12 protein-coding genes are annotated in these 11,389 nt (G+C 61.6%); all 12 read left to right on the forward strand.

Features of this window, described 5'->3' with window-relative positions; translation table 11 throughout:
• Positions 1-2 precede the first annotated feature (2 nt).
• The 12 genes from PIGHUM_RS22455 (at position 3) to PIGHUM_RS22510 (ending at position 11,385) form a co-directional block, all read left to right on the forward strand.
• Positions 3-1,580 (forward strand): hypothetical protein, encoded by a 1,578-nt coding sequence (locus PIGHUM_RS22455; RefSeq protein ID WP_124081936.1) that lies wholly within the window; start codon positions 3-5, stop codon positions 1,578-1,580.
• A 66-nt stretch (positions 1,581-1,646) separates the two neighbouring features.
• A complete protein-coding gene (locus tag PIGHUM_RS22460) occupies positions 1,647-2,474 on the forward strand; it encodes a hypothetical protein (protein ID WP_124081937.1) in 828 nt (275 codons plus the stop codon).
• A 6-nt stretch (positions 2,475-2,480) separates the two neighbouring features.
• The gene (locus PIGHUM_RS22465; protein ID WP_175606809.1) at positions 2,481-3,254 is read left to right on the forward strand and encodes a hypothetical protein; all 774 of its coding nucleotides are present in this window, start codon (positions 2,481-2,483) and stop codon (positions 3,252-3,254) included.
• A complete protein-coding gene (locus PIGHUM_RS22470; RefSeq protein ID WP_116802398.1) occupies positions 3,251-3,739 on the forward strand; it encodes a hypothetical protein in 489 nt (162 codons plus the stop codon). The genes PIGHUM_RS22465 and PIGHUM_RS22470 overlap by 4 nt, the downstream gene beginning before the upstream one ends.
• Before the next feature lie 11 nt (positions 3,740-3,750).
• Positions 3,751-4,089 (forward strand): hypothetical protein, encoded by a 339-nt coding sequence (locus tag PIGHUM_RS22475; protein ID WP_116802439.1) that lies wholly within the window; start codon positions 3,751-3,753, stop codon positions 4,087-4,089.
• Positions 4,090-4,091: 2 nt separating this feature from the next.
• Positions 4,092-5,171, forward strand: coding sequence for a hypothetical protein (locus tag PIGHUM_RS22480; RefSeq protein WP_116802399.1), 1,080 nt, complete (start codon positions 4,092-4,094; stop codon positions 5,169-5,171).
• A gap of 3 nt (positions 5,172-5,174) precedes the next feature.
• Positions 5,175-5,756, forward strand: coding sequence for a hypothetical protein (locus PIGHUM_RS22485; RefSeq protein WP_116802400.1), 582 nt, complete (start codon positions 5,175-5,177; stop codon positions 5,754-5,756).
• A 105-nt stretch (positions 5,757-5,861) separates the two neighbouring features.
• Entirely contained in the window at positions 5,862-7,529 is a 1,668-nt protein-coding gene (locus tag PIGHUM_RS22490) for a hypothetical protein (RefSeq protein WP_116802401.1), read from the forward strand.
• 18 nt (positions 7,530-7,547) lie between these two features.
• Complete coding sequence (locus PIGHUM_RS22495; RefSeq protein WP_116802402.1) at positions 7,548-8,114, forward strand: hypothetical protein; 567 nt, start codon at positions 7,548-7,550, stop codon at positions 8,112-8,114.
• A gap of 13 nt (positions 8,115-8,127) precedes the next feature.
• Positions 8,128-9,783, forward strand: a complete 1,656-nt coding sequence (locus PIGHUM_RS22500; protein ID WP_124081938.1) for a hypothetical protein — start codon at positions 8,128-8,130, stop codon at positions 9,781-9,783.
• A gap of 22 nt (positions 9,784-9,805) precedes the next feature.
• A complete protein-coding gene (locus PIGHUM_RS22505; RefSeq protein ID WP_116802404.1) occupies positions 9,806-10,498 on the forward strand; it encodes a hypothetical protein in 693 nt (230 codons plus the stop codon).
• Between the two features lie 65 nt (positions 10,499-10,563).
• Entirely contained in the window at positions 10,564-11,385 is an 822-nt protein-coding gene (locus tag PIGHUM_RS22510; RefSeq protein ID WP_116802405.1) for a hypothetical protein, read from the forward strand.
• Positions 11,386-11,389: the final 4 nt, after the last annotated feature.

The following is an 11,389-nucleotide window of genomic DNA, read 5'->3' on the forward strand; positions in this document are numbered from 1 at the left end:
GAATGGCCCGCCGTAGAAAAAACCGGAACCTGCTTGAAGATCCCCGCTACGGTGATTTCGTGGAGCGTTACCACGCCGACCCGCTGCGCTTTGCAGTTGAGGTGACGGGGTTCCTGCCGAGCGAAGACCAAGAGGCGCTGTTCCAGGGAATCACCGAGCCGAACGCCAAGGTGTCCGTGGTGTCCGGCACCGGCACCGGCAAGACGGCGGCGTTCGCCCGGATTGCCCTGTGGCACCTGCTGTGCTTCCCGCTGGCCTTCTATGAGGGCAAGGTGGAGATCGGCAGCAACACGTACATAGGTGCGCCGTTCATCCAGCAGGTGGCTGATGGTATCTGGAAGGAAATGCAGGACGCCAGGGTGGCTATCGGCAACGGGCCGCATGCCTGGATACTGGATTTCTTCACCATCACGAAGACCCGCGTCCACGTCAACGGGTACGCCGATCAGTGGTTTGTGACCCAGATCGCCATGAAGAAGGGCGAGGCCATCGGGGTAGCAGGTAAGCACCGCTACTGGCAGCTCATCATCATTGACGAAGCCGCCGGTGTCGGCGATGACCACTTCGACGTTATCGACGGCACCCAGACCCAGCCGGGCAACCGGACGCTGATGGCGTCGCAGGGCGCCCGGAGCGCTGGGCGGTTTTACGACTCGCACCACACGTTGAGCATAAAGAACGGCGGGAGCTGGCTGCCGCTGCGCTTCAGCTCCGAGCGGTCGCCGTTCGTGACGACAAAGTGGCTGCTTGACCGGGCGAACGAGTCCGGTGGGCGTAATTCGGTCGAATACCAGATACGGGTTCTGGGCCTGTTCGCGCAGAGCAGCAGTAACGTCCTGCTGACCCGCGCCGACATCGAGGAAGGGTTCAAGCCGCGCAAGATCATCCAAGACGATGAGCCGTTCGGCCTGGTGGTGCTGTCTGACGTGGCCCTGGGCGAGTACCGCGACGACTCGGTGGCGATTGTCGCCAAAGTAATTGGTGATGCCGACCACGGCCCGGACGCCCGGCGCGTGGAGTTCATCGAGATACCGATTTGCTCCAACGACAAGAACGAAATCGACTTGGCCGGGGATCTGGTCAACCTGGTGGGCAAGCTATCGAACGCCGCCCTGTACGTGGATGCCGGGGGCGTGGGCGCGACCGTCTGCAAGCTGATCGAGCGTTCCGGCGCGACGGTGACGCGGGTGAACTGGGGTGCGCCGTGTTTCAAGAACGAATACAAGCAGCGGTTCTACAACCTGCGGGCCTGCGCCATGGTGCGGTTCCGCGATGCCATACGCCAGGGGCGCGTAGTGCTCCCGCAGGGGCTTCCCAAGAAGTTGGTCGAGAAGATCATCGACCAGGGTTCCCGGCTGCCGTACTACTTCAGTGAGGCGGGCGGCCTGCGCTATGTGATGCAGAGCAAGGAAGACATGCGCAAGGCTGGCATCAAGTCGCCCGACTTGATTGACGCCATGAGTTTCGTGTTCCTGGAGGGCGCGACCTACATGGTGGCCGGTGGGGCCGCCAGCGAGGCCACCAACCTGACAGAAGCGGTGCTGGACAAGGCCGAGGATATGTTCGCTGATGTCGAGTAATGGAAAACGGGGCGCTTTTGCATGCTGTCGCGCGCATACCATCCTTTCATCAAGGAGGTTTCCACCATGCAAACCAAGGTAATCACCTACAACCTGAAAGAACGCGGTCGCCAGTTTCGCGGCAAAGAGCGCCATTTCAACATCCGCGCCATTTGTGACGCCATCAATAGCCCGGCCTGCCAGGAACGAGTCAAGAACCGCGACATGCTGGGCTACTACGGACACTGGCCGCGCATCAAGTTCGGCATGAACCCGGCAGAGGGCGGCATGGATGGTGGCCGCCCGTCGCTGGTCGAGCCTGCGCTTGTCACGACGCTGCTGCGCGCGCACCCGGACGGCACGATTGAGCATCAGGCAGAGTTCCTGAACAACGACCCCGGCCAGGTGGCGGCAAAGCTCTACACCAGCCGCGCGGGCGGTTTCAGCTCCGCTATCGACCAGCACCGCCCGGAGTTCTTTGGATTCGACTACGTGCTGGAGCCGAATTACAGCACCAACCGGGGCTACACGCTGGACGATGTGAACGGCATGACGCTGGATGACATTGAGGCGGCTATCTACGACGAGCAGATGCGCGGCGTTATGCGGCTGCTGGACTCTGCCAATACGGCCCGTGAGCAGGCGAACGAGGTTATTGAGCGCCTGCGAGCAGAGAACGAGCAGTTGCTTTCCATGGTGGCGGCCAGCGGCAAAGATCCATTGGCGGCCCTGGATTCCGTCGCCATTGCCCCGATAGCGGTGTCTGCCGACCCGGTTGAGCGCATGAAGCGCGACGCTGCCGCGTTCCATGGCGCTGATGCGCTGCCCGAGTTTATCGAGCCGCGCGGGCCGGAGAAAGACCCGACCGACCAACCGCTTTATGGCCGCCTCCTGGGCCAGTTCATGCGCCGGTAATCACACATGCTAGAACCAGTCAAAGTTGCATTCGGCGGATATTTGAGCCGCTACTTCGATTCCGTCGTGCCTACCACGAAGCCCCTGGAGGGGTTTGTGGCGCGTCCGCTTTCCAAGGCCATCGCCTGGGCGCCGTCGCGCATGGTAGATGCGGCTGAAGACATGTTGGCGCTGTGGATGCGTACCGACATGGAGAATGCCCCCACCACGCCACCAGAGCTGCCCGCCATTATCGTGGCGATGGCGAAGGACTACACGCCCACGGGCCGGGACTACACCCGCCAGGTGGCCGACCGGCAGATGGTGATGATTCCGGGCGACGACAAGGAGCGACTGTTCGGCTTGCGGGCCTTGGCCGGTGATGTGCGGGTGCAGATCGTGATATTCGCTACGGATGAGCCGTCGGCCCGGTCGCTGGCCGCTCAATTCCTGCTGTTCCTGGATGAAACCGGCAGCCGCCGGTTTGAGGCGTCCTATCGGTTCGCTGGCATAGATACGGCCTGGCCGGTGCAGATTGAATCGCCGGACGTTCCAGCCATGTCCATTGCCACCGGCTCCAAGAATCTGACTGTGCTTGCCATGGACATCACGCTGCGGGCGGAAATCCCGCTGTTCGATGCGCCCAAGGATGGCGAGCCGAATGACGGCAAGGGCGTTCCTGGCACGGATGACCCGGCAGGCTACCCGCTGGTGCAGTCCGTGAGCGTAGACAGCATGGACGGGAACGCCATGACGATTCGTAGCTACGAGGTATCGACCGGCGAAGGGGGCGAGCCGTGATTCAGTTCCAGGCGACGATCACCGGCTACGGCGGGCGGCCTTGCTCTCTGTTCTCCGCGTATGACCCTGCTGCCCGCGTCCTGGTGGTGAGCGCGGAAGCGGCCTACCGTGCCGAGCGCCGGGAAGGCTGCATCGTGCTGACCAATGACCAGGACATAGCCCGCGACGGCCTTTTCACGAACGACAGCCTGATGGACGCCATTGAGGCGTTCTATTCGCTGAAGGCGGGTATTGCGTCCGACGGCAAGAGCGCCCGCCTTGTGTTCGGCAACCGGGCCGCACGGGCGAACCCGGAGCAGTCCATCGAGCGCGACAGCATCGACACCAATGGCCCCAAATACCGAGTCAACCCGGAAATCACCTGCGGGCAGATCGCGGCGCTGGCGACGTGCCTGCATGCCGCCCGATCAGACACCGTAGAGCGCACCGTCAAGCTGGCAGAGTCGTTCCGCGACCTGCTGGGCGGCGGGATCATGACCATTTGAAAGGGGTCGTCATGCTTGATCGAGACACCCGCGCCGCCAAGAGCTTTTACCGCGAGGTGCGTAAGTTCGCGGAAAGCGTCAAGTCGTGGGATGCCACGGCGGTATGGTACGAAACGAAGCCCGACGAAGCGCATGACCTGACGCTGGTTTCCCAGCGCGTGTACGGGCGTCGTGATGAGGTTCTGGCCGTTATGGCTGCTGCTGGCCTGGATACACCGTACCAGCCGCTTCCCCAGAAGCGCATAGCGCTGCCCAGCGACGGGCTGCTGATGAGTATCAAGCGGCGTACCGGCTTTGAATCCGTGGCGCAGTACCGCCGAGACTTCGCACCAACCTGGATGGAGCCGTAGCCATGAATGACTGGCTTGGCAAAGTCCGGGGGCATGTCGGAGAACAGAAAGGGCGCTTTGAGACTGACCGGCGCGAGCGTGAAGCCGCTGGCCGTGCGCCTGCTGACAAGAACATCATCCTGACCGAGCGCGAGGTACAGGGCGAATGGGATGCAGGCCGGGTTCTGTTTACGACCCTGGGCGGGCAGGCCAGGCCGATTACCGCTGATGACCTGGCCGCGTTCCGCCAGAATATGCGGCAGGCGGAAAGGCGGTTCAAGGGCGGGAAGGGAATCACCGCGCGCCAGGTTATCGACCTGGCATCCTCGACGCCGCTGCGTTACGTGTCGCCCGGCCAGCCGTCCAGCGACATCGACAAGGCCCGCCGCGAAATCACCATGGCCGCGCCGGTATCCGCGCTGAACGGCACGATTCGGTTCATGACCAACGCGGGGCCGGACTCCAAGGTGAGTCGCCACCATGTCGTGGTCAACCTGCACGAATTTGAGGGGGCGGCAGCTCAACTGGCTGCCGCATCCCGGAAGGACGGTAAGACGCCAAAGCAGGTGGCAAGCTGGCTTCGCAAGCAGAAACTGTCATTCGACTGTGATTGCGAGCGCCACCGCTATTTCTTCCGGTACGTCGCCACCATCGGCGGGTTCGCTGCCGGGCGCAAGGAAACCGGCTATCCGAAGATCCGCAACCCGCGACTGATTGGCGTGGCCTGCAAGCATGTCCTGCGCGTCATGACCGAGTTGGAATCATCCACGGCAGTTCTGCGGTTCCTGGAAAAGCACCTTGCCAGCGTGTCTGAATACAAGGCCCGCACCCAGCTCACGCAGATGGAGGCGGAGGACGCGCTGAAGGCCAGGACGCCCGCGCGCATCAAAACCAGTGAGCAGCGGGCAGCCGAGGCCGCGCGTGTGCGCGAGAAGCGGGCGCTGGCGCGCTCCGCGAAGCGGGCTTCGGCCAAGCGACCAAGCAGGCCAGACCCCGCCACACGCCGATCAACAAAGAGTGCAGCCGCCACGCTGGGCAACCAGTTCGGCATGACGCCCGACCAGGTGCTTGCGCTGCTGGCCCAACATGCAAAAAAGGGGTAAGCGATGCTGACCAATGTTCCTGCCGCCATCAATAGAATGGCGCGCAATGTGGTGATGAATCACCCTAATTCGTTCAACTGCCAGGTGTTCCGCAAGGGCGTCACGCGCACCGCGCCGGACAACATGGGGGGCGCCCCGACGATGGGCGGCCTGGGTGTTCTGGACTCTATGGACGAAGAGAAATACGAATACCAGTTCCTGGGTAACGGCCATGCGCTGCCCGCCGAGGGCTTTTCACCGGCCCCCATGACCAAGCGGGGCGACGCGAACATTGGGGCGAACGATGAGTTCCTGTTCATGGTTGAGCCTGAACACCCGTCCGGCCATGAAGAGTGGTTCGACCTGCGCAGCCATGACGTTGTTTATCTGCTGCTGGGCCTAGAAGCGTCCGCCCCCATGTTGGCGTTTGAGGTGGTGGCCATTGAAACCACGTCCAACATCCCGCCTTACACGACTCGCTACGTCATGAACCGGCGTGACGACCTGCATATACCTGCTGGCGCGCTGGTTGATGAGGGCGATTCTGGCGACCAGGAGACGCCGCCGCCCGGCGGTGATGACGTGCCGCCGGGCGGCGGGGGCTAAAACCCGGAAAACAGCCCATTTAGGGTGCGACGTGGGCCTTGAGAATGTTCGTCAGTCGGTATTGACCGGCGTCCGTGACTGAACTTTCCGAAAGGACACGAAAACATGACCAAGCGCACCCGCCAGGATTACTTCAAGCGCGAGACTGCCGAAGTAGCCCATTTTGTAGACAACCTGAAGGACAACGCCATCAAGGGCGGCACCTTCGATTCCGCAGCCGCAGCCGATTTCATCGTGACGGCCACCAACCAATCAGCGGGCGTGAAAGTGCCCGAGAAGCTTCAGCATGTGCTGGATGAGGCGGGCGATGAAGATTCCTCCCTCATTACCCGCGCCATTCTGGATGGCGTGGACGTGTATGAAGCGCAGCACGGCTGCCAAGCCCCTGCTGACGTGATTGAGCTGGCTTTGCACACCGCATACGCCACCACCGAACACGCCCGCAAGAAGTTCTCCCTGGATTCGGCGAACTCGACCCACCACGACCAGATGTCGCTTCAGCCCAACAGGGCAGTTATCGCCATTCTGGCGGCCATGGGCGAAGCTATTCCGTTCGCGCACTACCTGCCTGCCGACATCGGTTCCAACGAAGCCAAGCTGGCAATCATGACGCACCATGCTGGCAGCGCATTCGGCTCCTACGGCCAGAACGCACTGCTGGATGGCATTGCTTCTGGTGACACCTACATCAGCTCCAGCCGCGTCCATACTTCGACGCCTGACGCTCTCGACGGCGCCGTAACCGGCAAGATCACCAAGATTCAGGCAACCGAGGACACCTGCAATCCTGCTGGCGGAGACTTGAAACTGCTGCGCGGGCGCACCATCGTTTATGTCGATGGCCGTGTGGCCGCCCGCGAAGTGGATTCGTCCGGCAGCGGCAACTCCACCATTTCCGGCATCATCAAGGTTGCTGGTGTGGACTATGCCATCGGCGGTTCGATCAACACCGATACCGGCGCTTACGCATTGACGACCACGCCGAAGCTGCCCGATACGGTTCCTGTCGTGGTTGAAGGCTTTATCGACTTCGAGCGCGCGCCCGAGCTGACGCCTTCTATCATTTCTGCCGTCAATACCTTCCCGCTGTATGCGAAGCCCTGGCGCGTAACCACGCACCAGACCATCGACAGCCGCACCCAGATGGCGAACGAACTGGGCCTCGACCCGTACAGCGAGAGTGTGATCGCCATCCAGGCGCAGTTTGCCAATGAGCGCCACTACGACGTGCTGCGCAAGGGCCGCCGCCTGGCCGCGATGAACACGCAAACGTTCGACTTCGGCGACGCCGCCAGCTACAACGACGGTGGCCGTTCCGCTATCTGGGCCGACTTCGCCTACCCGCTGGGCATCGTTTCTCAGAAAATGGCGGAAGACACCATCAATCATGGTGTGACCCACCTGTACGTCGGCAAGCGTATCGCTGCGCAGTTCCTGGGCCTGCCTTCGACCATCTTCCAGCCGTCCGGCATCGCGCCGCGCCCTGGTATCTATCGCCTTGGCCGCTTGTTCGGCATGTACGAGGTGTACTACACGCCCAAGGGTCTGAACGAAACCCAAACCACCGCACAAATCCTGTGCGTGGGCCGCGCTACTGACGTGACGCGCAACCCCGTGGTGCTGGGTGATGCCGTGCCGCCCACCGTAATCCCGCTGGCGGTCAACGCCGACCTTCGTCAAGGCGCTGGCTTCTACGCCCGCAACTTCACGGCGGTCAACCCTCACGACCCGTCTTCGCGTGGCTTCGCCATGATCGAAGTCACCAACATGTAATCAAGGATGGATGGAGCCATGACAATTCGTAAAGTCCAATTGGGTGCTCCTTCCCTTACCGGGAAGGATTGCAACGACCTTGTAGCCGAGACGTTCGCTGACGCCAAGTATCCGCTCAACGTGCTGGTACAGAACCACATGCCGCGCGACGTGGTGTTTCCCGAGGCGAAAGGTCTTTTCCTGCGCCACGTAGCCAATCCCAAGGAAAGCAAAGCGTCCGTCGTGATCGACAGCCACGACCTGTTCCAGCGCCTGGCATCGAGCATTGAGCAGGTGGCCGAGCTGAATGGCTATGAGCTGGCCTTGACCATTTCGGAAGCGGTCGCAGCCTCTTCAGGCCCGACCAAAACCGACGCCGCCACTGGCGGCACGGAAGGCGCCGCAAAACTGTCTGATGGGCTGAATGCCGAGCAGATCAAGGAGCTGCTGAAGGAAAAGGGCATCAAGTTCGCATCCAACGCTAAGAAGGATGAGCTTGCCGCGCTGCTGGACGCCGCTCCTGCTGAAACCGAAAACACCACCGGCACAGCCAATACTGGCGGCACGGAAGGCACTGGCGCAGCCGGTGCTGGTGAGAACGCTTAATAGGGGGTAGGCCATGAGCACCGCATTCGTGCGACAACTGGGCGCGGAATCTGGGGTGCAGCTTAACCCGCTGCGCGACGCATCCGAGATTCCCGCCGGTGATAACTCCGATCAGGTTTTCGGCATCATGATGCGCGCCACTCGTGGCCGCATCGACAAGCCTTTTGCCGTTGATCGTGGCAACGTGTTCAAGAAGCTGGGCAGTGGCGAGCAGATTCGTCTGAATGCCCTGAACGAAGCCTGGGTACACGTTGTTGAAGCTCTGAACAAGGGCGCATACCAGGCCGTCATTCAACGCCTAGTGACGGACTCTGCCGTCATCAAGTGGGCAGTCGTCAAGCCTGAACTGGACGACACCACACCCACGGGCGCCTTCGAATTCACTGTTTCTGACGATGAGCCGGTGGGCAGCTACCTGTTTGCGGTCAAGCACTTGGGCTGCTTTAACGACGGTATCGTGCTGGAGTTCCGGGCTGAGGAAGTCGAAGAGGGCGGCCTGCCCGCCGACAACGACAAGCTGACCCTGCGCCTGCGCGACAAGGAAGGCAACATGCTGTACGAGTTCTACGGTTCGCTGAAGAGCGACGCCAAGGACGATTACGGCAACTCCGCATATCTGCCTGACGTGGTTTTGAGCCAAACGGACGAGGTGGAGATCCTTGTTGGCTCCATTGGTGATGACGCTGTGATCGCCGCTGGCTCCGACGCCTACGGCTACAACTCCAACGGCCAGCAGAAATGGGCCAAGTCGGACGCTCTGGTGTGCTTCAGCGAAGGCGGCACCGCCTACACCACGCAAAACTACATGGCTGCGCGTGAAAAGCTGCAATACACCCAGCTCGATTACGCCTATGTGTCGTCCGGCGGCACCCAAGCGCCCGCCCTGCTGGCGCAACTGGCGCAACTGGCATTCGACACCAACCGTCAGCTCCGCTTTGGTGTTCCGGGCAATCTGTCGCCGGAAGCGGCTGTTGCGTTCGTGAATCAGCTCAATATGGGAGCCAGCCCGACCGCGCACCTGATGCACGCTTTCTGGTCGCCGCTCAAGACCGACGACCCGACCGGCGTGAACCCGCACGGGTTCATCGGCACCGAAACGCTCAACATCGCCTACGCCTGCGGGCGTAACGCGGTGAAGAACGCCAAGGGCTTCGCACCGAAGAATTACCCGATTGCGGGCCGCGAGTGGCCGGTACAGCGCACCCGCATCGTGCAGGTGTACTCGCCGACCAATCAGGAGCTGAATCTGCTGGCGCGCGCCAAGATCAACCCGGTGATCTACGAGACGTACACCGGCGGCGGTCGCTACGTGTTCCGCGATTCGCTGACTTGCGCCCTGGTGGAATCCAGCCTGAAGAAGCTCATTGCGGTGGCCGATATGTCCACCCACATTGACGATGCCGTGACCCGCGCCGCGAAGGACTATCTGCAATTGCCGATGGAAACCTCCGTGAAGCGTATGCGCGACTACCTGACCTTCCTGTTTGAAGGCGCAGAGGCGTCCAAGTGGCTGGTTCCATCGGCTGATCCAATGATGAACGGCAAGGCGTGGGCCTACCAGGTGCAGCCCAATGAGCTACGCCCCTACGACTCCATGGATGTGTCGTACTGGCTCCGCTACGACGGCACCAACCGCCAGACGTTTGTGACCCAGACGCTGACCCGCTAACCATCATCGACAAGGAAACATTATGAGCATGAGCGAAATGTTGCGCGCTGCCATGAAGCAGCAGGGCAGCAAGCAAAAGCCGGTGCTGGATGACGCTGGTGAAGGCCCGGCGCTGTCCGGCGCGGATGACTACACCATCCACGACATCAGCATGGCGGCGGTCGCTGCCGTGCAGCAGTGGGCGGAAACCGACGACCTGGACGATGGCGAAAGCTACTCCGACCGCCTGATGGCGCTCTTTGTGGGCATCGCTGACGCCAACAAGGATGGCGACATCACCGAGGAAGAGCAGGGCGTACTGAATGTGGCACTCAATGCGGGCTGGGATTACCTGGTCAAGCTGGGCGTCACTGAAGAGGACGCCGGTTCCCTGCTGAACGACTGGGATGATGAAGCCGCTGACCGTGTACGCGACCTGGTGGCGTCTGTGCTGCCCGAGGGCGAGGACGAGGCCGGTTCCGAGATTGACAGTTTCGTGTTCTCGGAAGAAGACCAGGAATCCGCCCTGGATGCTGTTCTGGACGCCGTGTACCGGAAGAAGCTGGTTGTGCGCAACGGCAAGAAGGTTCGCGTCAACAAGCGCATTTCCGGCGTGGTTCGGCTTTCTCCCAAGCAGAAGGTCGCCATCCGCAAGGCGCGCATGAAGAGCCATTCCGCCGGAGCCATGATGCGACGCATGAAGTCCATGCGTCTGCGCCGTAAGTCCGGTCTGTAAATAACCGCTGCCGAGGGGCTTTAGGCGCCGCTGTGCAATAGCCGGTGGCGCCGTTTTTTTATGCCATGAACAACTTCCCTATCGGAATGCCCGCCAGCTTGACCGGCCCTGTTCTCACGTCTTTGTGGGATGGCCTGTCGCCACACCTCATAGCGTCGTTCTACGAGGTTGCCAAAACGGGCGAACATACATGGGGCCGCATCGAGGGCGAGGGCGGCACTGACCCGGTGACGGTGCTTGCGCCATTGACCGAAGCCAATCTGGAAATGGTGCTCAACTGGCAATCGCCATTCGAGCAATCCGGCCCCGAGTCGCGCGCCCCCGCGCTGATGGCGATGCTCCAGTCCGGCGCGTTGCAGCCGGTGGTGGATGCCGTGATGGGCAAGCAAAAGGAAGGTGAGGGCGATGCGCAGTCAAAGTCCGGGGAGTTCCTGAAGCAGTTTGAGGGCCGTACCGGCATCACCAAGCTGAACAGCACCCAGGTTTTCAACGGTATGCCGCCGGTCAAGATTACCGTGGTGGCGCTGTTCCGGGCTTGGCGCAATGCGGCCAGCGAGGTCGAAGCGCCTTTCAACAAGTTGATGGAGTGGGCGCTTCCCGTGGAGCTGTCTGAGGATGGGTCTGTGCTGGCGCGGGCCGTGGAGACGGCCAAGGGCGACATGGGCTACATCGAAGCCCTGATGCCATCGAAGTCTCCGACGCGGATAGCCATGAAGTACAAGGGCCGCGTGTTTTCTCCCCTGGTTATCGAATCCATCGGCATGCCATTGAGTTCGCCGGTGAACAGCAGCGGGCAATTCGTCCAGCTTGCCGTACCCATGACGCTTTGTACCCTGACTGCGCTCGACCGCAAGGACTGGAGCAATGCGTCGTTTGCTTCTCTGTAGGAGG

It is taken from the genome of Pigmentiphaga humi, from assembly GCF_900606115.1.
In the GTDB taxonomy this organism is placed as follows: Bacteria; Pseudomonadota; Gammaproteobacteria; order Burkholderiales; family Burkholderiaceae_B; genus Pigmentiphaga; species Pigmentiphaga humi.

Excerpts from the sequence above, each read along its gene's own strand:
- PIGHUM_RS22485 (WP_116802400.1), top strand. The coding sequence starts at position 5,175 with ATGCTGACCAATGTTCCTGCCGCCATCAATAGAATGGCGCGCAATGTG.
- PIGHUM_RS22505 (WP_116802404.1), top strand. The coding sequence starts at position 9,806 with ATGAGCATGAGCGAAATGTTGCGCGCTGCCATGAAGCAGCAGGGCAGC.
- PIGHUM_RS22475 (WP_116802439.1), top strand. The coding sequence starts at position 3,751 with ATGCTTGATCGAGACACCCGCGCCGCCAAGAGCTTTTACCGCGAGGTG.
- PIGHUM_RS22495 (WP_116802402.1), top strand. The coding sequence starts at position 7,548 with ATGACAATTCGTAAAGTCCAATTGGGTGCTCCTTCCCTTACCGGGAAG.
- PIGHUM_RS22500 (WP_124081938.1), top strand. The coding sequence starts at position 8,128 with ATGAGCACCGCATTCGTGCGACAACTGGGCGCGGAATCTGGGGTGCAG.
- PIGHUM_RS22480 (WP_116802399.1), top strand. The coding sequence starts at position 4,092 with ATGAATGACTGGCTTGGCAAAGTCCGGGGGCATGTCGGAGAACAGAAA.
- PIGHUM_RS22455 (WP_124081936.1), top strand. The coding sequence starts at position 3 with ATGGCCCGCCGTAGAAAAAACCGGAACCTGCTTGAAGATCCCCGCTAC.
- PIGHUM_RS22460 (WP_124081937.1), top strand. The coding sequence starts at position 1,647 with ATGCAAACCAAGGTAATCACCTACAACCTGAAAGAACGCGGTCGCCAG.
- PIGHUM_RS22490 (WP_116802401.1), top strand. The coding sequence starts at position 5,862 with ATGACCAAGCGCACCCGCCAGGATTACTTCAAGCGCGAGACTGCCGAA.
- PIGHUM_RS22465 (WP_175606809.1), top strand. The coding sequence starts at position 2,481 with ATGCTAGAACCAGTCAAAGTTGCATTCGGCGGATATTTGAGCCGCTAC.
- PIGHUM_RS22510 (WP_116802405.1), top strand. The coding sequence starts at position 10,564 with ATGAACAACTTCCCTATCGGAATGCCCGCCAGCTTGACCGGCCCTGTT.